The 22,612-nt window shown below is 70.1% G+C and carries 21 protein-coding genes and 1 pseudogene; 9 read left to right on the top strand and 13 right to left on the bottom strand.

The window, feature by feature from the left end:
- The first annotated feature begins 7 nt into the window (after positions 1-7).
- Complete coding sequence (dacB, locus tag ACEN9V_RS18570; protein ID WP_413601534.1) at positions 8-1,486, top strand: D-alanyl-D-alanine carboxypeptidase/D-alanyl-D-alanine-endopeptidase; 1,479 nt, start codon at positions 8-10, stop codon at positions 1,484-1,486.
- 23 nt (positions 1,487-1,509) lie between these two features.
- Positions 1,510-2,130, top strand: a complete 621-nt coding sequence (locus tag ACEN9V_RS18575; protein ID WP_413601535.1) for an isochorismatase family protein — start codon at positions 1,510-1,512, stop codon at positions 2,128-2,130.
- A 10-nt stretch (positions 2,131-2,140) separates the two neighbouring features.
- Here ACEN9V_RS18575 and ACEN9V_RS18580 read toward each other — a convergent pair whose 3' ends face one another.
- The 10 genes and pseudogenes from ACEN9V_RS18580 to ACEN9V_RS18625 form a co-directional block, all read right to left on the bottom strand.
- The gene (locus ACEN9V_RS18580) at positions 2,141-3,988 is read right to left on the bottom strand and encodes an ABC transporter ATP-binding protein (protein WP_413601536.1); all 1,848 of its coding nucleotides are present in this window, start codon (positions 3,986-3,988) and stop codon (positions 2,141-2,143) included.
- Between the two features lie 6 nt (positions 3,989-3,994).
- Positions 3,995-4,210 carry a hypothetical protein gene (locus ACEN9V_RS18585; protein WP_123656074.1) on the bottom strand — a complete coding sequence of 72 codons (216 nt, stop codon included), beginning with the start codon at positions 4,208-4,210 and terminating at the stop codon, positions 3,995-3,997.
- Positions 4,211-4,700: 490 nt separating this feature from the next.
- Positions 4,701-6,140 carry an MFS transporter gene (locus tag ACEN9V_RS18590; protein WP_413601537.1) on the bottom strand — a complete coding sequence of 480 codons (1,440 nt, stop codon included), beginning with the start codon at positions 6,138-6,140 and terminating at the stop codon, positions 4,701-4,703.
- A gap of 199 nt (positions 6,141-6,339) precedes the next feature.
- A pseudogene (ribA, locus tag ACEN9V_RS18595) lies at positions 6,340-6,963 on the bottom strand (GTP cyclohydrolase II); the annotation flags it as partial.
- A 29-nt stretch (positions 6,964-6,992) separates the two neighbouring features.
- On the bottom strand, positions 6,993-8,051 hold the full coding sequence (ribD, locus tag ACEN9V_RS18600; RefSeq protein ID WP_413603088.1) for a bifunctional diaminohydroxyphosphoribosylaminopyrimidine deaminase/5-amino-6-(5-phosphoribosylamino)uracil reductase RibD: 1,059 nt from the start codon (positions 8,049-8,051) through the stop codon (positions 6,993-6,995).
- Positions 8,052-8,126: 75 nt separating this feature from the next.
- Positions 8,127-8,699, bottom strand: a complete 573-nt coding sequence (locus tag ACEN9V_RS18605) for a GNAT family N-acetyltransferase (protein ID WP_413601538.1) — start codon at positions 8,697-8,699, stop codon at positions 8,127-8,129.
- A 2-nt stretch (positions 8,700-8,701) separates the two neighbouring features.
- Complete coding sequence (gene trpS / locus ACEN9V_RS18610; RefSeq protein WP_281265053.1) at positions 8,702-9,712, bottom strand: tryptophan--tRNA ligase; 1,011 nt, start codon at positions 9,710-9,712, stop codon at positions 8,702-8,704.
- Between the two features lie 36 nt (positions 9,713-9,748).
- Positions 9,749-10,591, bottom strand: coding sequence for an exodeoxyribonuclease III (locus tag ACEN9V_RS18615; RefSeq protein ID WP_413601539.1), 843 nt, complete (start codon positions 10,589-10,591; stop codon positions 9,749-9,751).
- A gap of 114 nt (positions 10,592-10,705) precedes the next feature.
- Positions 10,706-10,978 carry an HPr family phosphocarrier protein gene (locus ACEN9V_RS18620; RefSeq protein WP_111106577.1) on the bottom strand — a complete coding sequence of 91 codons (273 nt, stop codon included), beginning with the start codon at positions 10,976-10,978 and terminating at the stop codon, positions 10,706-10,708.
- A gap of 71 nt (positions 10,979-11,049) precedes the next feature.
- A complete protein-coding gene (locus ACEN9V_RS18625) occupies positions 11,050-11,820 on the bottom strand; it encodes a DeoR/GlpR family DNA-binding transcription regulator (RefSeq protein ID WP_281265051.1) in 771 nt (256 codons plus the stop codon).
- 299 nt (positions 11,821-12,119) lie between these two features.
- On the opposite strand from ACEN9V_RS18625, the gene ptsP reads away from it, so the two are divergent.
- The 7 genes from ptsP to ACEN9V_RS18660 all read left to right on the top strand — a co-directional run bounded on the left by ptsP (position 12,120) and on the right by ACEN9V_RS18660 (position 19,232).
- A complete protein-coding gene (gene ptsP, locus ACEN9V_RS18630; protein WP_413601540.1) occupies positions 12,120-13,775 on the top strand; it encodes a phosphoenolpyruvate--protein phosphotransferase in 1,656 nt (551 codons plus the stop codon).
- A 65-nt stretch (positions 13,776-13,840) separates the two neighbouring features.
- Positions 13,841-15,379 carry a PTS mannitol transporter subunit IICB gene (locus tag ACEN9V_RS18635; protein ID WP_413601541.1) on the top strand — a complete coding sequence of 513 codons (1,539 nt, stop codon included), beginning with the start codon at positions 13,841-13,843 and terminating at the stop codon, positions 15,377-15,379.
- A gap of 73 nt (positions 15,380-15,452) precedes the next feature.
- Positions 15,453-15,890, top strand: a complete 438-nt coding sequence (locus ACEN9V_RS18640) for a PTS sugar transporter subunit IIA (RefSeq protein ID WP_281265048.1) — start codon at positions 15,453-15,455, stop codon at positions 15,888-15,890.
- On the top strand, positions 15,887-17,047 hold the full coding sequence (locus ACEN9V_RS18645; protein WP_413601542.1) for a mannitol-1-phosphate 5-dehydrogenase: 1,161 nt from the start codon (positions 15,887-15,889) through the stop codon (positions 17,045-17,047). Before ACEN9V_RS18640 ends, ACEN9V_RS18645 begins: the two co-directional genes overlap by 4 nt.
- Positions 17,048-17,138: 91 nt before the next feature.
- On the top strand, positions 17,139-18,056 hold the full coding sequence (locus ACEN9V_RS18650) for an NADP-dependent oxidoreductase (RefSeq protein ID WP_413601543.1): 918 nt from the start codon (positions 17,139-17,141) through the stop codon (positions 18,054-18,056).
- Positions 18,057-18,076: 20 nt separating this feature from the next.
- Complete coding sequence (locus ACEN9V_RS18655; RefSeq protein WP_413601544.1) at positions 18,077-18,565, top strand: DUF805 domain-containing protein; 489 nt, start codon at positions 18,077-18,079, stop codon at positions 18,563-18,565.
- A 97-nt stretch (positions 18,566-18,662) separates the two neighbouring features.
- Entirely contained in the window at positions 18,663-19,232 is a 570-nt protein-coding gene (locus ACEN9V_RS18660) for a DUF805 domain-containing protein (protein ID WP_413601545.1), read from the top strand.
- A gap of 63 nt (positions 19,233-19,295) precedes the next feature.
- Here ACEN9V_RS18660 and ACEN9V_RS18665 read toward each other — a convergent pair whose 3' ends face one another.
- From ACEN9V_RS18665 to sdhA, 3 genes are read right to left on the bottom strand one after another with little or no spacing between them, the layout of a single operon-like run.
- Positions 19,296-19,940: a TNT domain-containing protein gene (locus tag ACEN9V_RS18665; protein WP_413601546.1), complete on the bottom strand. Its 645-nt coding sequence runs from the start codon at positions 19,938-19,940 to the stop codon at positions 19,296-19,298.
- 51 nt (positions 19,941-19,991) lie between these two features.
- Positions 19,992-20,762, bottom strand: coding sequence for a succinate dehydrogenase iron-sulfur subunit (locus ACEN9V_RS18670; RefSeq protein WP_402729691.1), 771 nt, complete (start codon positions 20,760-20,762; stop codon positions 19,992-19,994).
- Positions 20,762-22,555: a succinate dehydrogenase flavoprotein subunit gene (gene sdhA, locus ACEN9V_RS18675; RefSeq protein WP_413601547.1), complete on the bottom strand. Its 1,794-nt coding sequence runs from the start codon at positions 22,553-22,555 to the stop codon at positions 20,762-20,764. The genes ACEN9V_RS18670 and sdhA overlap by 1 nt, the downstream gene beginning before the upstream one ends.
- Between the last annotated feature and the right edge of the window lie 57 nt (positions 22,556-22,612).

Raw genomic sequence — 22,612 nt, forward strand, 5'->3', positions numbered from 1 at the left:
GGTCCCGATGTCCGAGCACGAGTCCGTCCCCGACCGCCTCCGCGGCGTGTTCACCGCGATCCGCGGGTCGATCGCGCAGAAGCCCCTGCCGTGGGCGATCGGTGGCCTCGCCGCCGTCCTGGTGCTCGGCTCCGGCGGTGCCGTCGCGGTCGCCGCGGCGACCGCCCCGACCGGATCGGCGTCCAGGGCGCCGTCCGCAGCGGGGACGACGAGCAGCTCCGCGACGCCGACGGCGAGCACGACGCCGACCCCGACGGTGGCGCCCCGCACGGTGCCGTCCGACGCCCCCGGGCCGTCAGCGCTCCGGACCTGCTCCATCGCCGGCCCGGCGTCCGCGGCCGGTCTCGGGAACTTCGAGGGCTACGTGATGAACGCCTCCACCGGGGAGATGCTCTTCTCGAAGAACGGCGACACCGCCGCGCAGACCGGCAGCGTCATGAAGACGCTCACGACCGCGACCGCGCTGGCGGTGCTCGGCGGCGACCACACGATCCCGACGACGGTCACCGACGAGGGCAGCGGCACGATCGCACTCGTCGGACACGGCGACGCGACGCTCTCGGCGGGCGGCGCGACGGTGTACCCGGGCGCCCCGACCCTGGCCCAGCTCGCGCAGCAGGTGAAGACGAAGCTCGGCGACACCGCGGTCTCGACGATCGTCACCGACGACACCTACTGGAACGACGCCGACGCCTGGGACCCGACGTGGCCCGTCAGCGAGCGGACGATCGGGTACCAGCCGGAGGTCACCGCGCTGATGGTCGACGGCGACCGCGCGAACCCCGCCGCCGCGACCTCGCCCCGCTCCGAGGACCCGGTCGGGCGTGCAGGTGCGGCGTTCCGGACGGCCCTGGCGAACGCCGGCGTCGTCGGTGCCGCGAACGCCCAGATCGTGAAGCGCGCGACCACCAGCCAGAGCACCATCGCGCAGGTGTCGTCGCAACCGGTGTCGACCCTCATCGGCCAGATGATCCCGAACTCGGACAACACCCTCGCCGAGATGCTCGCGCGGATCTCGTCGAAGGAGTCCGGTTCAGACGGGTCTGCGGCGTCACTGACCGGCGTCTACCAGAAGGCCCTCGCGTCGTACGGTGTCGACCCGGCCGGCATCGTCATCAAGGACGGCTCCGGCGAGAGCGCCTCGAACGCCGTCTCGCCGAACTTCGTGGCGCACCTGATGGTCCAGGTCGCGGCCGGGGCGAAGGGCCTCGGGACGCTCGCCCAGGCGCTGCCGGTGTCCGGGCAGTCGGGCACGTTGTCCAGCCGCTTCACGGGGGCGAACGCCGTCGCGCGCGGCAAGGTGCACGCCAAGACCGGGTGGATCGACAGCGCGAACACGCTCGGCGGGTACATCGACGCGGCCGACGGCACGAAGCTGACGTTCGCGTTCTACGCCATCGGGTCCTCCCGCGCGGCCGCGCTGCCCGCCCTCGACGCGGTCACCGCTGCCGCCTACTCCTGCGGGAACAAGCTCACCAACTCCTGATCGACGTGGTGTTGGATGGGCCCATGACCAGGGCTCTCCTCGTGGTGGACGTGCAGAACGACTTCACCGAGGGCGGCGCGCTCGGCGTCGTCGGCGGTGCGGAGGTCGCCACACGCATCACGGCGTTCCTCGGCCGGCACGCCGACGAGTACGACCTCATCGTCGGGTCGCGCGACTGGCACCACGGCGACGACGACAACGGCGGCCACTTCGCGGTGGGCGGCGAGCCCGACTTCGAGACGACCTGGCCGGTGCACTGCGTCGCCGGGACCCCCGGTGCCGACTACCACTCGGGACTCGACACCGCACCCATCGACGTCCACGTCGTGAAGGGGCAGGGGGCGCCCGCGTACTCGGCGTTCGAGGGCACGACCGAGTCCGGCGAGGACCTCGCCGACCTGCTCTTCGACCGCAAGGTGCACGCCATCGACATCGTCGGCATCGCGACCGACCACTGCGTCCGGGCCACCGCGCTCGACGGTGTCCACGCGGGCCTCGACGTCGGCGTCTACACCGACCTCGTCGTCGGCGTGGACCCGGCGCGCAGCGAGGCGGCGCTGGCCGAGATCGCTGCCGCCGGCGGCCATGTCGAACGCAGCGACATGGACGAGGGGCTCGCGAACCCCGGCGGCGCGCAGCTCTGAGCCGAGCGGGTCAGACCAGGAGCTGGTGCTTCGCCAGGTCGCGGTACAGCGGCGTGGACTCGACCAGCTCCGAGTGCGTCCCGACGCCGACGACCCGTCCGTGCTCGAGCACGACGATGACGTCCGAGTCGACCACGGTGGACAGTCGGTGCGCGATGACGAGCAGCGTGCGGTCCTCGGCGACGGCGTCGATCGCCAGGCGCATCTTCTGCTCGTTCACGCCGTCGAGCGACGACGTGGACTCGTCGAGCAACAGGATCGGGGGAGCGGCGAGCAGCGCACGGGCGATCGCCAGACGCTGGCGCTCACCACCGGAGAGCATCACGCCGTCCTCGCCGACCTGCGCGTCGAGCCCGCGGGGGTCGCGGTGCAGCACGTCGCCGAGGTTGACGGCCTCGAGGACACGGACGCAGTCGTCCTCGCTGGCGTTCGGCGACCCGAGCAGCAGGTTCGCCCGGATGGTGCCGGCGAGCACGGGAGCGTCCTGTTCGACGTACCCGATCTGTGCGCGGAGTTCGTCGCGGTCGAGCCCGCGGACGTCGATCCCGCCGAGACGGATGACGCCGTCGGTCGGGTCGTAGAAGCGCTCGATCAGCGCCAGGGTCGTCGACTTCCCGGCGCCGGACGGGCCCACGAGGGCGACACGTGCGCCTCGTGGCACACGGAACGACACGTCGTGCAGCACCGCCTGCTCGTCGTCGGCGACGTCGCGGCGGCGATCCGGGCCTCCCGGCTGGCTGCTGGCGGCTTCTGCGCCGTCGGGACCGGACGCGTCCGCGGAGCGGGCGTACCGGAACGACACGTGCTCGAACGTGATGGCGTCGTCGGTCGCGATGGCGGCGGCGGGGTGCACGGCGGCGTCGTCCTGGTCCTCCGTCGGCAGGTGCAGGATCTCCTCGATCCGGCCGAGCGCGCCGAGTGCCTGCGCGACGGCGACCGCCGCACCCATCGCCTGGCCGAGCGGCATGATCATCATGAAGAGCAGCAGGATGAACGTGATCAGCGTGGCGATCGTGATCGTCCCCGCGGCGACCTGTGCGCCACCGACGCCGAGCACGGCGATGAACGCGACCTGCATCACGATGCTCGCGACGGGCACGACGAACGCGGACATCTTCGCGATGTCGAGGCCGCGCTTGTACGCCTCGGTCGCGTGGCCGTCGACCTCGCGGACCTCGCGCTCGGTGGCGCCGGCGGCGCGGATGGTCCGGACGGCGCCGATGCCGCGTTCGACCGCGGCGGTGAGGTCGCCGACCTTCTCCTGCGCGCGCTTCGACGCGATGCGGATGCGGCGGCTGAGCCCACCGACCACGACGATCGCGACGATGACGATCGCGACGGTGATGCCGAGCAGCAGCGGGTCGATGATCGCCATCGCGATGATCGCCCCGATGAAGGTCAGCATGCCGCCGATGGACTCGATGAGGCCCTGTGTGAGGACGGCTCGGAGCAGGGTCGTGTCGCTGCCGACGCGGGACACGAGGTCGCCGGTGCGCCGGGTGTCGAACTCGGAGATCGGCAGGTTGAGGATGCGGGCGATCAGCTTGCGACGCGTGGAGAGGACGACGCCTTCACCCGCGCGCTGCAGCAGGAAGTGCTGGACGCCGTTGAGCACACCAGCGACGATCACGAGCACGACGAGCGCCCACACGAGCATGCTCAGCGTGTTGCCGTGCTGGACCGCGGTGACGACCTGGTTCACGAGCAACGGCTGGGCGAGTGACGCTCCGGCGCCGAGGATGCTCAGCACGATGATCACGACCATCGCGGGCTTGTTCTCGAACAGGTAGGACAGCAGGCGGCCGAAGGTGGCGCGGGGTCCGTCGGTCTGCTTCGGGCGGGCGAAGGGGGAGCTCATCGATTCCTAGTTTCTGCCGTACTTCTTGTGCACTGCCTGACGGCTCACGCCGAGGAGCGTCGCGATCTCCTGCCACGAGGCTCCGGCGTTCCGCGCACGGCGAGCAGCGAGTTCCTCGGTGCGGTCGAGCTCTCGGCGGAGCTCGCGCACGCTGGCGAGGGCGGAGAACGGATCGTCTCCCGCTGCCCCCGCCGCGAGGTTCGTGATCGTCGGCCGGTCCATGCGTGTCAACCTACATTGACGCCCCGACATTTGTCAACCTGAGTTGACGCGCAGGGGGTGGGGTGGGGGGTGGGGTGGGTGCGCTGGGTGCGCTGTTGGCTTCGGCGGACTGACGGGATCGACTCGGAACGACACGATCGCTGTCGTACGACATCGATCTTGTCGCTGCGACGCGTCTGCAACATCCCGCGCGCGCAAGGAACGACAGCACCGCTGTCGTACGACAGCGATGCTGTCGTTCGGGAGCGGGCCGGGTCGCGTCGGGGCGGAGCGGGGCGAGCGGTGCGGCGGAGCGGGGCGAGTGGAGCGCGGCGGGGCGGTCGAATCGCGCGGAACAGGTGGAATCGCGCTTAGGTGGCCCGTTGTTCCGCGCACCGACGCGCGATTCGGCCTCCCATCGCGCGCGTTGTGGATGGGAACGTGCGCGCAGACGGACGGGAGGCCCGGTGCCAGCTGGTACCGGGCCTCCCGTCTCGGACGATGGTCGCGTCTACGGCGCGAGGCTGCCGGACGTGTGCACGTGCCCGTCCGAGGCGGTCGGGTCGGCGTGGACGCGCGGTGCGTCCCCGTCGCCGAAGTCCCCGCCCTTCGTCTCGCGGATGAAGAGCAGCGCGACGAGGGTGACGACCGCGGCGATGGTCAGGTACAGCCCGACGAGGAAGATGTTGCCGTCGGGCTTCCACAGCGCGAGCGCGATCGTCGGTGCGAGCGACGCCCCGAGGATCGACGCGACGTTGTACGCGATCGCCGAACCCGTGTAGCGGACGTTCGTCGGGAACAGCTCGGGGAGCAGTGCGCCCATCGGGCCGAACGTCAGCCCCATCAGCGACAGGCCGACGATGAGGAAGGTGACGACGGTGATCGGGCCGGTCGAGGCGGCGAACCAGAACTGGAACGTCAGGCCGAAGAGCGCGATGCCGATGGTGGTCGGGATGAGGGTCTTCCGACGGCCGAACCTGTCGGCGAGGAGCCCGGCGATCGGCGTGAAGATGCCGAAGAACACCACGCCGATCATCAGCAGGGTCAGGAACTCGCCGCGCGAGTAGCCGAGGCCGACCTTCGGGACGAGTGCCGAGGCGGTCGATCCGGTGGTGCCGTAGGACAGCGTGAAGGTCGTCATGAAGTAGAAGAGCACGTAGGTGGCGACCATGCCGAGCGTGCCGACGATGAGTGCGCGCCACGAGGTGCGGAACACCCGGCCCAGCGGGACCTTCGCGACCGTGCCGGACTCCTGCACGCCGCGGAACACCGTCGACTCGACCAGCCGGAAGCGGACGTACAGCCCGACGAGCACGAGCACGGCCGACAGCAGGAACGGCAGCCGCCAGCCCCATGCCTGGAAGTCGGCGTTCGGGGTGCCGTCGGCGCCGGCGGGCATCGCGGCGTTGATCGCGATGAACAGGCCGTTCGCGAGCAGGAAGCCGATCGGGGCGCCGAGCTGCGGCATCGAGCCGAAGACGCCGCGCTTGCCCTTCGGGGCGTTCTCGGTCGCGAGCAGGGCCGCACCGGACCACTCGCCACCGAGGCCGACGCCCTGTGCGAAGCGCATCACGGCGAGGAGGACCGGGGCCCAGATGCCGATCGAGTCGAACGTCGGCAGGCAGCCGATCAGGAACGTCGCCGTGCCCATCACGAGCAGCGATGCGACGAGGGTGGTCTTCCGGCCGATGCGGTCACCGAAGTGGCCGAAGATGATCGAGCCGACGGGACGCGCGAAGAACGCGAGCGCGAACGTCACGAACGACGACAGCTGCGACGCGGTGGGGTCCTCGTTCGGGAAGAACAGGGTCGGGAAGACGAGGACCGCGGCGGTCGCGTAGACGTAGAAGTCGTAGAACTCGATGGACGTGCCGATGAGGCTCGCGACGACGACGCGGGAGCGCGGGTTCGTGGCGGGTGCGGGTGCTGGTGCGGCCGATGTGGCGGACATGGGGCGGTGTGGACTCCGAGCAGAGCGTCGTGCAGGCGACGCAGCGGTACCGGACTGCGGACACCGATCGGATCGCGCAGATGGCGCTGGTGTTCGACCGGGTGCGTTCGGTTGGTGGTGTACCGCTTGTGACGGGAGACCTCAGTGTACGACGGATGTCGGCAACCTGCGAATCCGCCGAGGAGCTGGTATCCCAGCGTCAGTTGTGCGCGCCGACCTGCAGGTGTCCGGGGAGTTCGTGGCCCATGCGGTCGCGCTTGGTGTCCAGGTACCCGGCGTTCTGCGCCGAGACACCGACGACCAGGGGGACCAGCGTGTCGACCGTGATGCCGTGCTCTTCGAGCTGACGACGCTTCTCCGGGTTGTTCGAGAGCAGCCGCACCCGGCCGATGCCGAGGTCGGTGAGGATGCCTGCGGCACCGCCGTACTCGCGGGAGTCCGCGGGGAGACCGAGCGCCAGGTTGGCGTCGAGCGTGTCGAGGCCGTCTTCCTGCAGCCGGTAGGCCTTCAGCTTGTTGACGAGTCCGATCCCGCGCCCTTCGTGGCCGCGCAGGTAGACCACGACGCCGCCTTCCGCGGCGATCGTGTCGAGGGCGGCGTCGAGCTGCGGACCGCACTCGCACTTCAGCGAACCGAATGCCTCTCCGGTCAGGCACTCCGAGTGCACCCGCACGAGCGCGCCGTCGGTCGGTGCGGAGCCGTCGGGCAGCGCACCGATGATCGCCACGTGCTCGGCACCGGTCACCAGGTCGCGGTACGCGCGCATCTCGAAGGTGCCGTGGCTGGTCGGGACGTTCGTGGACACCTCGAACTGGACCGGACTCCCGGGGGTGGGGGAGGTCAGCGCGTCGGTCATGGGGTACTCCGGTCGTTACGGGCCCCGTCGTTCGTGTGGTCGTCGTGGCGGCGTCGCTCAGGGTCGCGACCGGACGGACGTGCACGCACCAGCAGGTCAGGGCCGAGGCTGGTTGTCGATAGTACGTCCAACCGCAGACGTTCGTTCATGCTTCCCACACCGACGTCACCGAGCGCGACACGGGGGCCGCCGAGCAGGACCGGCGCGACGTAGACGAGGTACTCGTCGACGAGTCCGGCGGCGATGAACGCCGACGCGACGGTCGGGCCGCCCTCGACGAAGACCGTGCGGACACCACGGTCGCCGAGCGCACGGAGCGCCGCGTCGAGGTCGTGTCCCGGCAACTGCACGAAGCCGCGGGGGTGGCGTCGGACGGCGGCGTCGGCGGGGACGGGGCGGTCGCCGAGGACGACCGCGAGGGGTTGGTCGGCGAGGAGTTCGCCGGCGTCGCCGCGTGCCGTCAGCGACGCGTCGTCGGCGAGCACGGTGCCCGTCCCGACGACGATCGCGTCGTGCGAGGCGCGCTGCTCGTGCACGTGCTGGCGGGCGGCCGCTCCCGTGATCCACTTGCTCGTGCCGTCGGCGGCTGCTGCCCGGCCGTCCAGACTCGACGCCCACTTCACGGTCACCCACGGGCGTCCCCGGCGGACCGATGCGAGCCAGCGTTCGAGGAACGCGGAGGCCTCGTCCGCCAGGACGCCCGACACGACGTCGACACCGGCGGCTCGCAGTCGGTCGGCACCGCCGTGCACGTCCGCACCTGGATCGTCGATCGCGTACACGACACGCCCCACGCCGGCCTCGATCAGCGCCACGGAGCACGGGCCGGTCCGTCCGGTGTGGTCGCACGGCTCGAGCGTCACGACGACGGTCGCCCCGCGGAGCTGCTCGGGTCGGAGCTTCGCCATCGCGTCGACCTCGGCGTGCGGCGTCCCGGCACCCTTGTGCCAGCCCTCCGCGAGCACCTCGCCGGTGGGGGAGAGCACGACGGCGCCCACCCGGGCGTGGTCGCCGAGCACGGGGCCGAGCGCTGCCAGTTCGAGCCCGCGGCGCATCGCCCGGACCTCGGACGGCGATGCCGACGGGGCCGGGTCGGGAGTCGTCGGTGCGCTGCCGTCCACGGTCCGAGACTACCGGGCGGCCGCGAACGACTCGGCGGGCCAGGCGAGGTCGGACGCGGGCGTGCCGTCCGCGCGACGGAGCCCCTTCCAGGCCGAGGCGGGCGTGCCGTCCCGGTTCGGGATCACGGCGTCGCCGGTACCCGTGTACGAGAACCCGGCACGTCGTGCGACGCTCGCCGATGCCACGTTGCCCTCGTAGCACTCCCAGTACACGTCGGGGGCGCCTCGGTCGAACGCCCAGTCCACGACGAGTGTGACCGCTTCGTGCACGAGTCCGTGGCCGCGCGCGGACGGCGCGAGCCAGAACCCGAGGTCGCGGCGCTGGGTGCGGTACGAGATGACGCCGACGAGCCAGGTGGAGCCAGGCTGCCGGATCGCCCACGTGTACTCACGGTCGGACGCCCACCCCGGCCCCACGAGCGCGTCGACGAACGCGTTCGCGTCCTGCGGCCGGTACGGCGTGGGGATCGTCGTCCAGCGGATGACGTCCGGGTCCTGGCACGCCTCGGTGATCGCGACGGTGTCCGCCCGGGTGGGGAGGTCGAGCCGGACCCGCTCGGACGCCAGCGTGACGGGGAGCACGGTCAGCGCCGGACGCGCGGGACGAACCCGATGCGGTCGTACACGCGCGCCAGGGTCGCATCGGCGATGGACTCGGCACGCTCGGCGCCGACGGCGAGCAGGCGGTCGAGCTCCGCCGGGTCGTCGAGGAGCTCGAGCGTGCGGGCGCGCACCGGCTCGAGCTCGGCGACCACCGCATCCGCGACCTCGCCCTTCAGGTCGCCGTAGCCCCGTCCGGCGAACGACGACTCGAGTTCGGCGACCGGGGTGCGCGTGAACGCCGACAGGATCGCGAGCAGGTTCGTGACACCGGGCTTGGCGGCACGGTCGGCCCGGATCTCGCGCTCGGTGTCGGTCACCGCGGACTTGATCTTCTTCGCCGTGCGCTTCGGGTCGTCGAGCAGGCGGATGAGCCCGTTGTCCGACGCGGCCGACTTGCTCATCTTGCTCGTCGGGTCCTGCAGGTCGTAGATGCGGGCGGACTCGGTGCCGATCTGCGCCTTCGGGACGACGAAGGTGTCGCCGAACCGCGAGTTGAACCGGTTCGCCAGGTCGCGGGTCAGTTCGACGTGCTGCCGCTGGTCGTCGCCGACCGGCACCACGGCGGTGTCGTAGAGCAGGATGTCCGCGGCCATCAGGACGGGGTAGGTGAAGAGCCCCACCGACGCTGCCTCGGTCCCCTGGCGCGCCGACTTGTCCTTGAACTGGGTCATGCGGCTCGCCTCACCGAAGCCCGTCAGGGTGTTCAGCACCCACGCGAGCTCGGCGTGCGCGGGCACGTGGGACTGCACGAAGAGGGTCGACTTCGACGGGTCGATGCCCGACGCGATGTACTGCGCAGCGGTGGCACGGGTGCTCGCGCGGAGCTCGGCGGGGTCCTGCGGGCTCGTGATGGCGTGCATGTCGACGACGCAGTAGATCGCGTCGTGGTCGTCCTGCAGGTCCCTCCACTGCATGAGGGCGCCGATGTAGTTGCCGAGGTGGAGCGAGCCGGCTGACGGCTGGATGCCCGAGAAGATGCGGGTCGTGGTCATGGTGGTGTTCCTGTACTGCTGGGAGAGGGTGGGGAGTCAGAGCTCGTAGTCGACGACCACGGGGGCGTGGTCGGACCATCGCTGGTCGTACGCCGCGGCGCGGTCGACCGTGTAGGAGCTCACCTTCGCGGCGAGGTCGGGCGTGGCCATCTGGTAGTCGATGCGCCACCCGGTGTCGTTGTCGAAGGCCTGACCGCGCCAGGACCACCACGTGTACGGCCCGTCGACGTCGCCGGCCTGGTCACGACCCACGTCGACCCAGCCGAGGCCGGTGCCCGTCGACCCGTCGGCGCCCTCGACCTGCTCGCCGTCGGCGCCGAAGAAGCGGCTGAAGTACGCGCGCTCCCTGGGCAGGAAGCCGGCTCGCTTGACGTTGCCCTTCCAGTTCTTGATGTCGCGCTCGTCGTGACCGACGTTGAGGTCACCGACGACGACCGCGAGCGGGTTGTGCTCGCGGAGTTCCGGCAGCCGCTCCGTCATCGCGTCGAGGAACTTCCACTTCTCGTCCTGCTTCTCGGTGCCGACCTCACCCGAGTGCACGTACGTCGACACGACGGTCACGAGGGTGCCGTCGATCTCGTAGTCGGCTTCGAGCCAGCGACCGGCGGAGTCGAACTCCGACGGTCCGAGCTCGACGCGGTGGATGTGCGCTCGGTGCCGTGACGCGATCGCGACGCCCGCGCGGCCCTTCGCCGAGGCGGGGTCGTGCACGATGTCCCACCCGTCGCCGAGGAGCCCGGTGAGGTCGTCGGTCGATGCGCGGACTTCCTGCAGGGCGAGGACGTCGACGCCCCGCCCGTCGAGCCAGTCGCCCATGCCCTTGCGGAACGCGGCGCGGACGCCGTTCACGTTGACGGATGCGAGGCGCAGGCGTGTCATGCAGAACACCTTATCGGCGGCCGCCGACAGCCCTGGACGCGACCAGGAACGACGGGAGGCACGGTGCCAGCCGGCACCGTGCCTCCCGTCAGGACGTGGTCGCGACGCGCGCGATCAGGCCGCGTCGTGGTCCGTCTTCAGGAACTCGACCAGGCTGTCTGCAGTCGTCTCGGCGTCGTCGCCGGACACGGTGAGCGTGACCTCGTCGCCGTTCTCGACGCCGAGCCCGAGGAGCCCGAGGATGCTGCCGGCGTTCGCGGACTTGTCACCCTTGGCGATCGTGACCTGGTGACCCGACGCGGTGACGGTCTGGACGAAGAGCGACGCGGGACGGGCGTGCAGACCGGATCCGCTGGCGACGGTGACGGTGCGGGTGGCTTCGGACATCGATGAACTCCTAGTCGATGGGTGGTGCGCTCATGGTAGCGAGCAGGGGGTGGACGGAACCGGGCGGGCGGTCAGGGACGGCCGGGCCAGAAGACCTCGGTGCCTGCTGCCTCGACCTCGCGGACGAGGTCCAGGTTGACGGCGGGGTCGGTGATGATCGTGTCGATCGCTGCCAGTGGGGCGACGCGACCGAACTCCTCCCGGCCGAACTTCGTGTGGTCGGCGAGCAGGATGCTCCGGCGGGCCGACTTGATCATGGCGCTCTTCACGGCGGCCTCCGCCATGTTGTGCGTCGTGAGGCCACGCTCCGGGGTGATGCCGTTGATGCTGATGAAGGCGACGTCGACGCTCACCATGCCGATGAGCTGGTGTGTCCAGGTGCCGACCCCGGCCAGGGAGTCGCTGCGGATGTTGCCGCCGAGCAGGTGCAGGTCGATCCCAGGACGGTTGGCGACGGCCATCGCGACGGGGAGCGAGTGTGTGACGACGGTCAGGCCGCGGTCGGTGGGGAGCATCTCGGCGAGGCAGATCGTGGACGTGCCGGCGTCGATCATGATCGAGCCGTTCTCCGGCAGTTCCTCGAGCGCGGCCTCGGCGATGACCATCTTCTCCGCCTGGTTGATGCCGCCGCGATCGCCGACACCGGGGTGCAGCGTGATCCGCTCGACGGGGATCGCACCACCGTGGGCGCGGCGGACGAGGCCGCGACGCTCGAGCGACGTCAGGTCACGCCGGATCGTCTCCGGGGTGACCTCGAGCAGCTCGGCGAGGTCCTTGACGTCGACCCGGCCGTTGGCACGCGCCTGCTCGACGATGCGCTGGTGGCGCTCTGGTGCGTACATCGGACCTCGGTGTCTCGGGAGGGTGTCGGGTGGAACGGCCCGGCCCCGAACGGATCGGAACGGGCACGGACGGCGGTGTTCGTCGGGATCGACGCCCGAACTGGGGGCGGCTCAGACCGAAACGGGCATCTGTTTGTGCATTTTTATCCCCGGATGTGTTTGTTTGTCAACGCGGATCGATGTAGTGTGCTGCCAAGCCGCACGGGCGTGGTCCGTTCGTGCCGCTGCGCACCGAACCACCAGAACGACCTGAACCACCGGCCCCCACCGCAAGCGCGCGTGAGATGAAGGAGTCTCGAATGTCCGAACTGCTCGGAACCGGCGTCGGCCGCGGCGTTGCCCACGGCCCCGTGCTCCGGATGGCGGACCCGCTCGGCGAACCGTCGACCACCGCGCTCGAGGGCTCGGCGGACGACGCGAAGCAGGCGGTGCACGAAGCGCTCGCCGCGGTGGCGGAGGACCTCACGAAGCGCGGGCAGCTCGCCGGTGGCGACGCCCAGGCCGTGCTCGAGGCGCAGGCGCTCATGGCGCAGGACCCGACGCTCCTCGACGACGTGCACACCCGCATCGACGGCGGCACCAACGCCGAGCGTGCGGTGTTCGAGGCGTTCGGCCAGTTCCGCGACCTGCTCGTCTCGATGGGCGGCTACATGGGGGAGCGCGCGACGGACCTCGACGACGTCGCCCAACGCATCATCGCCAAGCTCCGCGGCGTGCACGCACCCGGCGTCCCCGAGTCGGACACCCCCTTCGTGCTCGTCGCCCGCGACCTCGCCCCCGCCGACACCGCACTCCTCGACCTCGACAAGGTCCTCGCCCTCGTCACGCGTGACGGCGGCCCGACCTCGCACACCGCGATCCTCGCCCGCGCCAAGGGCATCACCGCGATCGTCGGCGTGACCGGCGCCGACGACCTCGCCGACGGCCAGACGGTCGTCGTCGACGCCGCTGCCGGCACCGTCGTCACCGAGCCGTCCGCCGAACTCGTCGCCGACGTCGAGCAGCGCATCGCCGACCGCCTCGCCGCCGCCGCAGCACCGCTCACCGCTGGTGCTCTCGCCGACGGCCACGTCGTGCCGCTCCTGGCCAACCTCGGGAGCCCTGCAGACGCCGCCGGCGCCGTCGCTCTCGGTGCGGAGGGCGTGGGGCTCTTCCGCACCGAGTTCCTCTTCCTCGACTCCCCGAAGGCCCCGACGGTCGACGAGCAGAAGGAGTCGTACAAGCAGCTCCTCGCCGCGTTCCCCGGCAAGAAGGTCGTCGTCCGCGCGCTCGACGCCGGCGCCGACAAGCCGCTGCCGTTCCTCACCGACAAGGACGAGGAGAACCCGGCGCTCGGACGCCGCGGGCTCCGTGCGCTCCGGAACCACCCCGAGGTGCTCCGCGACCAGCTCACCGCGCTCGCGCAGGCCGACGCCGAGACCGAGGCCGACCTCTGGGTGATGGCCCCGATGGTCGCCGACGCCGAGGAGACCGAGTACTTCGTCGACCTGGCCCGTGAACTCGGGATCAGGACCGCCGGCGTGATGGCCGAGGTGCCCTCGCTCGCGCTGATGGCCGAGCAGGTGTTCCAGTCGGCCGACTTCGTGTCGATCGGCACGAACGACCTGACCCAGTACACGATGGCGGCCGACCGCATGCTCGGCACCGTCGCGAGCTACCAGGACCCCTGGCACCCCGCCGTCCTCCGTCTCGTCGCGCAGCTCGGCACCGCCGGTGTCGGCGCGTCGAAGCCCGTCGGCATCTGCGGCGAGGCCGCCGCCGACCCGCTCCTCGCCGTCGTCCTCGTCGGACTCGGCGCCACCACCCTCTCCATGACCCCCGCGGCCCTCGCCGACGTGCGTGCCGAACTCGGCAAGCACACCCTCGACGAGGCCCGCGAGATGGCCCAGGCGGCACTCGCCGCGTCCACGGCGGCAGCAGCCAAGTCCGCCGCCGCGGCCGCGCACGCCGTCTGAGCCCACCCAGCACCACCCCCTTCCCTGACACAGCAGCAGCACCACCACACAGAAAGTCACCGCACATGACAACGTCGTCCGTTGCAGCGCCCGACGCCCCCGCGAAGTCGCGGGGCGGCGCACGCGTCGCCGTTCAGAAGTTCGGCACGTTCCTCTCCGGCATGGTCATGCCCAACATCGCGATCTTCATCGCGTGGGGCATCATCACGGCCTTCTTCATCGAGACCGGCTGGACCCCCGTGGGCATCCTCGGCGGGTTCGGCGAGACGAACGGCGTGGCCAACATCGGCCTCGTCGGTCCGATCCTGACCTACCTCATCCCGCTCGCGATCGCGATCCAGGGTGGCCGGATGGTCTACGAGACCCGCGGCGCCGTCGTCGGCTCGATCATGACGATGGGTGTCATCATCGGTGCCTCCGGCACGACGATGATCCTCGGCGCGATGATCTGCGGGCCGCTCGGCGCGTACCTCATCAAGCAGATCGACCGCATCTGGGACGGCAAGATCAAGCCGGGCTTCGAGATGCTGGTGAACAACTACGCCGCCGGCATCCTCGGCTTCGTGCTCGCGATGATCGGGTTCTTCTGGCTCGCGCCGCTGTTCAAGCTCATCGCCGAGGGCCTCGGGGACGTGGTGAACTTCCTCGTCCAGCACTCGCTGCTGCCGCTCGCCAGCGTCATCATCGAGCCGGCGAAGGTGTTCTTCCTCAACAACGCGATCAACCACGGTGTGCTCGACCAGCTCGGTGCGCAGCAGGTCCAGGAGTCGGGCAAGTCGATCCTGTTCCTCCTCGAGGCGAACCCCGGCCCCGGTCTCGGCATCCTGCTCGCCTTCACGTTCTTCGGTGTCGGCATCGCCCGCTCGACCGCTCCCGGCGCGATCATCATCCAGTTCCTCGGTGGCATCCACGAGATCTACTTCCCGTACGTGCTGCAGAAGCCGGTCCTCTTCATCGCCGTGATCCTCGGCGGTGCGACCGGTGTCGCGACGAACGTGGCGTTCCACTCCGGCCTCGTCGCCCCGGCATCGCCCGGATCGATCTTCGCCGTGCTCGGTGCGACCGCGAAGGACAGCTTCGTCGGCGTCATCCTGTCCGTGCTCTTCTCCGCAGCGGTGTCCTTCGCCGTGGCGTCGTTCTTCCTCATCGCCACCCGCAAGCGCGACCTCGCGTCCGGCGGCGGCGACATGGCGGCGGCGTTCGACAAGATGCAGGCCACCAAGGGCCGTGACGCCAACGCGGCGACCGCCGGTCTCTTCGGCGGCAACGCCCCGGCGAACGCCGACGAGGCAGCTGCCGTCGGCGGCACCGCGACCGCGACCCGGGTCGAGAACGTGGTGTTCGCCTGCGACGCCGGCATGGGCTCGAGTGCCATGGGTGCGAGCGTCCTCCGCAACAAGATCAAGAAGGCCGGTATCGAGGGCGTCACCGTCGTCAACAAGGCCATCGCGAACCTGTCCGGCGACGAGGACCTCGTCATCACGCAGGAAGAGCTGACGGACCGCGCCAAGCAGAAGACGCCGAACGCACAGCACGTGTCGGTCGGCAACTTCATGAACGCGCCGCAGTACGACCAGGTCGTCGAACAGCTCAAGAACCAGTAACGCAGTGCAGTATCGGAGGGGGTGGGCCACGGCCTGCCCCCTCCACCACGTCCACGAAGCAAGGAGAACACCCATGCCCGTCCTGCAGGAGAGCCAGATCCGCATCCACGCCGAGGACACCGCTCCGACCAAGTCGGAAGCGATGAAGGAGGCGGCCGAGATCCTCGAGGCTGCAGGCGCGGTCACCGGTGAGTACTACCCGGCGATGCTCGAGCGCGAGAAGAGCGTCTCGACGTACATGGGCAACTTCCTCGCCATCCCGCACGGCACCAACGACGCGAAGGACGCCATCAAGTCGTCCGCGCTGTCGTTCATCCGCTACGCGGCCCCGATCGACTGGGACGGCAACGAGGTCCGCTTCGTCGTCGGCATCGCCGGGGTGAACAACGAGCACCTCGACATCCTGTCCAAGATCGCGATCGTGTTCTCCGACGAGGACCAGGTCCAGGCGCTCACGGACGCCCCCGACGTCGCCGCGATCCTGGCCATCCTCGGCGAGGTCAACGAGTGACCGACCAGCGCACCGCCGTCCACTTCGGCGCGGGGAACATCGGTCGCGGCTTCGTCGGGCTGCTCCTGCACGAGGCGGGCTACGAGGTCGTCTTCGCCGACGTCGCCGCGCCGCTGATCGACGCCCTGGCCGCCGCCGACTCGTACACCGTGCACGAGGTCGGTGCCGGTGCCCGTGACCACGAGGTCACGGACTTCCGTGCACTCAACAGCGCCCAGGACGAAGCCGCCGTGGTCGCCGAGATCGCGGCGGCCGACATCGTCACCTGCGCCGTCGGTCCGAACGTCCTGAAGTTCATCGCCCCCGTGATCGCCGCGGCCCTGCAGGCACGACCGGCCGACGCCGCACCGATCGCCGTGATGGCGTGCGAGAACGCCATCAACGCGACCGACCGGCTCCGCGAGTTCATCGTCGACGCGCTGCCGTCGGACGCCCGCGACCAGGCGCTCGCGAAGGCCGTCTTCGCGAACACCGCGGTCGACCGCATCGTCCCGGCCCAGCCGGAGGGCGCCGGCCTCGACGTCACCGTCGAGACGTACTTCGAGTGGGCCATCGACCGCACGCCGTTCGGGGGCTCCGAGCCGGAGATCCCCGGCGTGCACTACGTCGACGGCCTCGCGGCGTCGATCGAGCGCAAGCTCTTCACGGTGAACACCGGGCACGCCACGGTCGCTTACCACGGGTTCCTCGCGGGAGCGGACAAGATCTCCGACGCCATCGCGATCCCCGCGGTCCGGTCCGAGCTCGAGTCGGTGCTCGCCGAGACGAGCGACCTCCTCGTCCGTCGCCACGAGCTCGACCCGGAGGTGCACCGCGCCTACGTCCAGGCGATCATCGGCCGGTTCGAGAACCCGCACCTGCCGGACACGGTCACCCGCGTCGGTCGGCAGCCGCTCCGCAAGCTCTCCCGCGACGAGCGATTCGTCTCGCCGGCAGCGGCACTCGCGGAGGACGGCACCGAGCCGGTCGCGCTCCTCGACGCGATGGGCGCTGCGCTCCGCTTCGACGTCCCCGACGACGAGCAGAGCGTCGAGCTGCAGGCGCTGCTCGGATCCGACAAGTCGGATGCCGACGTCGTGACCGAGATCACGGGTCTGGGTGCGGAACACCCGCTGCACGCGGCGTTCGCGGACCGCGTGCGCCTCGCGCGCTCCTAGCCACGCGCGGACGGGATGCCCGGTGCCAGCTGGCACCGGGCCTCCTGTCTGTCTCGGACTCCTGTTCAGGGCGGCGGGTACCGTCCGGGACATGACGACACAGTGGGTGGCGCCGCGTCCCGGCGGCAGCGAGGTCCTGGAAGCGATCGACGTGGAGGTCCCGGCGCCGGGACCCGGCGAGGTCACGATCGAGGTGCGCGCCGCTGGCATGAACCCCGCCGACACGAAGCACACCCGCGGAGGCGAACCCTCCGCGTACCCGATGCCGATCGGCTACGAGGTCGCCGGGGTCGTCTCCGCCGTGGGACCCGACGTGTCGTTCGTGGTCGGCGACGAGGTCCTGGCCTTCCGCATCGCCGGCGGGTGGACGGCATCGCTCACGGTGCCAGCGGTCGACGTCTTCCGGAAGCCGGCATCGCTCGGGTTCCCGGAGGCTGCGAACCTGCTGCTCGCCGGGGCCACGGCGGCCGACGTGATCCGGGTCACCAGGGCCTCCGGCAACGACATGGTGCTCGTGCACGGCGCCTCGGGTGCCGTCGGGCTCAGTGTCCTGCAGCTGCTCCGTCCGCTCGGAGCCCGGGTGCTCGGCACCGCGTCGGAGCGTGGAGCAGCAACCGTGCGGCGGTACGGCGGCGAGTGGGTGCCCTACGGTGACGGGCTCGAGGACCGGGTGCGCGAGGCCGCCCCGAACGGGGTCGACGTCGCGATCGACTGTGTCGGGACCGACGAGGCCGTCGACGTCTCACTGACCCTCGTCGCCGACCGGAGCCGCATCGTCACGATCGCCGCGCAGGCCAGGGCGGCGGCGGACGGGTTCCCGGCGGTCGGCGGTGCCCAGCCGGAGAGCAAGGCGTTCCGGGACTCCGTCCGGCAGCGGCTGGTCGACCTCGCCGGAGCCGGGCAGCTCGACGTGCTGGTCGCGCGGACGTTCCCGTTGGCGTCGGCGCCCGAAGCCGCCGAACTGCTGGAGTCCGGGCACCCGGGCGGGAAGCTCGCACTCGTTCCCTGAGGATGTGCCAAGATCACGGTGTGAGCGATCAGTATCCACCGTACGGCCAGCCGAACCACAACCCGTACGGGCAGAACCCCTCCGGTCAGCAGCCGACCTCGGGCCAGCCGCCGCTCTGGGCGCCCTGGTACGGGATCCCGTTCCCGCAGGCCTTCCTGCGGTTCTGGAAGAAGTACGTCCGTTTCGACGGACGCGCCAGCCGCAGCGAGTTCTGGTTCTGGGCGCTCTGGTACGTCCTCGGCAACGTGGCGACCGGGATCGTCGGGGGCATCTTCAATGCGCTGCCGTTCATCGACAACGCAGACGACGGGCTGAGCAGCCTGTGGGCACTGGCATGCGCGCTCGGGTTCATCGCGTTGACCGTCCGTCGCCTGCACGACGTGAACCTCAGCGGCCTGTTCGCGCTGCTCTTCATCATCCCGCCGATCGGTGTCCTGTTCTCCCTGATCGTCGGGTGCCTGGGGACGAACCCGCAGGGACAGCAGTACGACCGGCCGGACCGCGGCTGACATCGAGCATCGGCGGGAGTCGAGACTTCTTCGGACGGACGGGTGCCGTTCTGATTGACTCTGACAGGAGTATCAGCCGACACCCAGGGGGTCCACCATGACCGATCAGTACTCGTCCGACAATCCGTACGGGCAGCAGCCCGCCGGCCACACGCCGCAGTACGGTGCGCCCGCACCGACGGGGCCTGATGGCGAGCCGCCACTGTGGGCACCGTGGTACGGGATCTCCTTCGGGGGAGCCGTCCGCCGGTTCTTCAAGAAGTACGCCCGGTTCGACGGTCGTGCGAGCCGCAGCGAGTTCTGGTGGTGGTACCTCGCGAACACCATCATCGGCATCGTGCTCGGCATCCTCTACGGCATCGGCGTCGCCACCTCCGGGCGATCGACGATGACGTCCACGACGTCGACGTCGGCCAGCTACCAGACCATGATCACCGATCCCTCGGCGCTCTTCATCATCATGGCGATCGTCATCGGCATCTGGTCGCTCGCGATCATCGTCCCGTCGATCGCCCTGTTCTGGCGCCGCCTGCACGACGCGAACCTCGCCGGGCCGTTCTGGTTCCTCGGGTTCATCCCGTTCGTCGGCGGGATCATCCTCATCATCCTGGCGATCCTGCCGTCGAAGCCCGAGGGGCAGCGGTTCGACCAGCCCGGTCGCGGCTGACCGATCAGACCACGAAGCAGGGCCCCCGCACACGCCGGGGCCCTGCTTCGTCGTGGGGAGGAGTCAGACCGCCCGGACGCGGACCAGGGACCCGTCGACGACGAGGTCGCGGATGGTCGTGGTCGGGTCGGCGATCTGGAAGCGGAGCGCGCCACCCGGCTGCTCGAACCACGGCTGCACGAACCGGACCGACACCAGGAACGGACGGTCGACGACGTAGCGGTGCACCTCGGGTGCCGCGGCGACGTGCGGGGGGAGTGACCGCGACGGCATCGGGGTGTCGAGCGGGTGCAGCAGGTACCCGTCCGGACCGCCGATGCGGTCGACCGGGACACCGGCCGGGATCTGGATGGTGAGGCCGTCGGGGCCCGCCTGTGACACCTGCTGCGCGAGCTGCGGGTACGTCGACGCTGCGCGGTCGCGGAGCCCGTCGAGCTCGTGCCGCTGGATGTCGCGCGGCGCGGGGAAGGGACGGTTCAGGAACCGGCGGAGCATCTCGACCGCGTCCGACTCGCCACGAGCTGTCGCCAGACGACGCGCGGTGCCGTAGTCGACGACCTCGAGCGAGAAGGTGTCCGCGCCGTCGGCCGGCACGAGGCGCAGCGCACCCTCGACGGGAGGCTCGTGCAGTGTCTCTCCGGGGAGCTGCACGTAGCGGATCGTGTAGCCGAGCTGGTCGAGGATGGGGCGGGTGTCCGCGAACGTCATGAGCGGGAGCCTAGTGGTCTGACCTCTGCCGATCCTGGTGCCGCGACGGACCTACGCCCGACCACGCATGACCGCCTGCTTGACCTCCGAGATCGCCTTGGTGACCTGGATGCCGCGGGGGCAGGCGTCGGTGCAGTTGAAGGTCGTGCGGCAGCGCCACACGCCTTCCTTGTCGTTGAGGATGTCGAGGCGCACGTCGGCCGCGTCGTCGCGCGAGTCGAAGATGAAGCGGTGCGCGTTGACGATCGCGGCGGGACCGAAGTACTGGCCGTCGGTCCAGAACACCGGGCAGGACGACGTGCACGCTGCGCAGAGGATGCACTTCGTGGTGTCGTCGAAGCGGGCGCGGTCGGCGACGGACTGCACGCGCTCCTTGCCCTTCTCCGGCGTGGAGTTCGCCTGCAGGAACGGCTGGACCTCTCGGAAGGACTTGAAGAACGGCTCCATGTCGACGACGAGGTCCTTCTCGAGCGGCAGGCCCTTGATCGCCTCGACGTAGATCGGCTTCGACACGTCGAGGTCCTTGATGAGGGTCTTGCACGCCAGACGGTTGCGCCCGTTGATGCGCATCGCGTCGGAGCCGCACACGCCGTGCGCGCAGGAGCGGCGGAAGGTCAGCGACCCGTCCTGCTCCCACTTGATCTGGTGCAGCGCGTCGAGGATGCGGTCGGTCGGCAGCATCATGACGTCGAAGTCCTGCCACCGCGGCTCGTCGTCGACGTCCGGGTCGAAGCGCCGGACGATGATCGTGACGGGGAACGACCCGGGAGGTGCTGTCGCCGCGTCGGTGCGGGGGGCGTCGGAGACCAGGGTGTCGGTCATCAGTACTTCCTCTCCATCGGCTCGTACCGCGTCACGACGACGGGCTTCCAGTCGAGCGTGATGTGGTCGTCGGCGAGTGACGAGTGCGGGTCGCCCGTCAGGTACGCCATGGTGTGCTTCATGTAGTTCTCGTCGTCGCGCTTCGGGTAGTCGTCGCGCATGTGGCCGCCGCGGGACTCCTTGCGGTTGCGTGCCGAGTAGACGACGACCTCGGCGAGGTCGAGCAGGAACCCGAGTTCGACGGCCTCGAGCAGGTCCGTGTTGAACCGCTTGCCCTTGTCCTGCACGGCGACGTTCATGTACCGGTTGCGCAGCGTGTGGATGGTCTCGGTGACGCGTGCGAGCGACTCGTCGGTGCGGAACACCTGCGCGTTCTTGTCCATCTCCTCCTGCAGCTCCTTGCGGAGCGCGGCGACGCGTTCGGTGCCGGTGGAGGCGCGGAGCTGTTCGAGCATGCCGCGGACGTTCGCGGCCGGGTCCTCGGGCAGGGGCAGGAACTCCGCCGTCTTGACCCACTCGGCGGCGTTGTTGCCGGACCGCTTGCCGAAGACGTTGATGTCGAGGAGCGAGTTGGTGCCGAGACGGTTCGACCCGTGCACGGAGACGCAGGCGCACTCGCCGGCGGCGTACATGCCCGGCACGACGTGGTCGTTGTCGGACAGGACCTCGGCGTTGGTGTTCGTCGGGATGCCGCCCATCGCGTAGTGCGCGGTCGGCATCACGGGCACCGGCTCGGTCACGGGGTCGACGCCGAGGTAGGTGCGGGCGAACTCGGTGATGTCCGGGAGCTTGGTCTCGAGGACCTCGGCACCGAGGTGCGTGCAGTCGAGCAACACGTAGTCCTTGTTCGGGCCGGCGCCCCGGCCCTCCGCCACTTCCTGCACCATGCACCTGGCCACGATGTCGCGTGGGGCGAGGTCCTTGATGGTGGGGGCGTAGCGCTCCATGAAGCGCTCACCAGAGGCGTTGCGGAGGATCGCGCCCTCGCCGCGAGCGCCCTCGGTCAGCAGGATGCCGAGTCCGGCGAGCCCGGTCGGGTGGAACTGGAAGAACTCCATGTCCTCGAGCGGCAGGCCCGTCCGCCACACGATGCCGACGCCGTCACCGGTGAGGGTGTGCGCGTTGGAGGTCGTCTTGTACATCTTGCCGAAGCCGCCGGTGGCGAAGATCATCGCCTTGGCATGGAAGACGTGCAGCTCGCCGGTCGCGAGCTCGAACGCCACGACGCCGGCGGGCTGCTTGCGGGTGACGCCGTCCTCGCCGACGACGTCCACCATGATGAGGTCGAGCGCGTAGAACTCGTTGAAGAAGTTCACGCCGAGCTTCACGCAGTTCTGGAACAGCGTCTGCAGGATCATGTGGCCGGTGCGGTCCGCGGCGTAGCAGGCCCGTCGGACGGGGGACTTGCCGTGGTCGCGGGTGTGGCCGCCGAATCGACGCTGGTCGATCTTGCCCTCTGGCGTGCGGTTGAACGGCAGGCCCATGTTCTCGAGGTCGATGACCGCGTCGATGGCTTCCTTCGCCAGGATCTCGGCGGCGTCCTGGTCGACCAGGTAGTCGCCGCCCTTGATCGTGTCGAACGTGTGCCACTCCCACGAGTCCTCTTCGACGTTCGCGAGCGCGGCCGCCATGCCGCCCTGCGCCGCACCGGTGTGCGAGCGAGTCGGGTACAGCTTCGAGATGACCGCGGTGTTCGCCTTCGGGCCGGCCTCGATCGCGGCACGCATGCCCGCGCCGCCCGCGCCGATGATGACGATGTCGAACTGGTGGTGATGGACGGTGATGTCGGTCACGTAAATCTCTCGAGTCAGGGGTGCAGAAGGAAGAAGTGGTGTGCCGCGGCTACCGGA

The sequence above is a fragment of the Curtobacterium sp. Curtsp57 genome (assembly GCF_047324335.1).
GTDB lineage: Bacteria > Actinomycetota > Actinomycetes > Actinomycetales > Microbacteriaceae > Curtobacterium.

Coding starts and splice junctions, on each gene's coding strand:
- ACEN9V_RS18660 (WP_413601545.1), top strand. CDS start 18,663: ATGACCGATCAGTACTCGTCCGACAATCCGTACGGGCAGCAGCCCGCC.
- ACEN9V_RS18635 (WP_413601541.1), top strand. CDS start 13,841: ATGACAACGTCGTCCGTTGCAGCGCCCGACGCCCCCGCGAAGTCGCGG.
- ribD (WP_413603088.1), bottom strand. CDS start 8,051: ATGCGCCGCGGGCTCGAACTGGCAGCGCTCGGCCCCGTGCTCGGCGAC.
- ACEN9V_RS18625 (WP_281265051.1), bottom strand. CDS start 11,820: ATGTACGCACCAGAGCGCCACCAGCGCATCGTCGAGCAGGCGCGTGCC.
- ACEN9V_RS18615 (WP_413601539.1), bottom strand. CDS start 10,591: ATGACACGCCTGCGCCTCGCATCCGTCAACGTGAACGGCGTCCGCGCC.
- ACEN9V_RS18620 (WP_111106577.1), bottom strand. CDS start 10,978: ATGTCCGAAGCCACCCGCACCGTCACCGTCGCCAGCGGATCCGGTCTG.
- ACEN9V_RS18580 (WP_413601536.1), bottom strand. CDS start 3,988: ATGAGCTCCCCCTTCGCCCGCCCGAAGCAGACCGACGGACCCCGCGCC.
- ACEN9V_RS18665 (WP_413601546.1), bottom strand. CDS start 19,940: ATGACGTTCGCGGACACCCGCCCCATCCTCGACCAGCTCGGCTACACG.
- trpS (WP_281265053.1), bottom strand. CDS start 9,712: ATGACCACGACCCGCATCTTCTCGGGCATCCAGCCGTCAGCCGGCTCG.
- ptsP (WP_413601540.1), top strand. CDS start 12,120: ATGTCCGAACTGCTCGGAACCGGCGTCGGCCGCGGCGTTGCCCACGGC.
- dacB (WP_413601534.1), top strand. CDS start 8: ATGTCCGAGCACGAGTCCGTCCCCGACCGCCTCCGCGGCGTGTTCACC.
- ACEN9V_RS18590 (WP_413601537.1), bottom strand. CDS start 6,140: ATGTCCGCCACATCGGCCGCACCAGCACCCGCACCCGCCACGAACCCG.
- ACEN9V_RS18575 (WP_413601535.1), top strand. CDS start 1,510: ATGACCAGGGCTCTCCTCGTGGTGGACGTGCAGAACGACTTCACCGAG.
- ACEN9V_RS18670 (WP_402729691.1), bottom strand. CDS start 20,762: ATGACCGACACCCTGGTCTCCGACGCCCCCCGCACCGACGCGGCGACA.
- ACEN9V_RS18585 (WP_123656074.1), bottom strand. CDS start 4,210: ATGGACCGGCCGACGATCACGAACCTCGCGGCGGGGGCAGCGGGAGAC.
- ACEN9V_RS18650 (WP_413601543.1), top strand. CDS start 17,139: ATGACGACACAGTGGGTGGCGCCGCGTCCCGGCGGCAGCGAGGTCCTG.
- ACEN9V_RS18640 (WP_281265048.1), top strand. CDS start 15,453: ATGCCCGTCCTGCAGGAGAGCCAGATCCGCATCCACGCCGAGGACACC.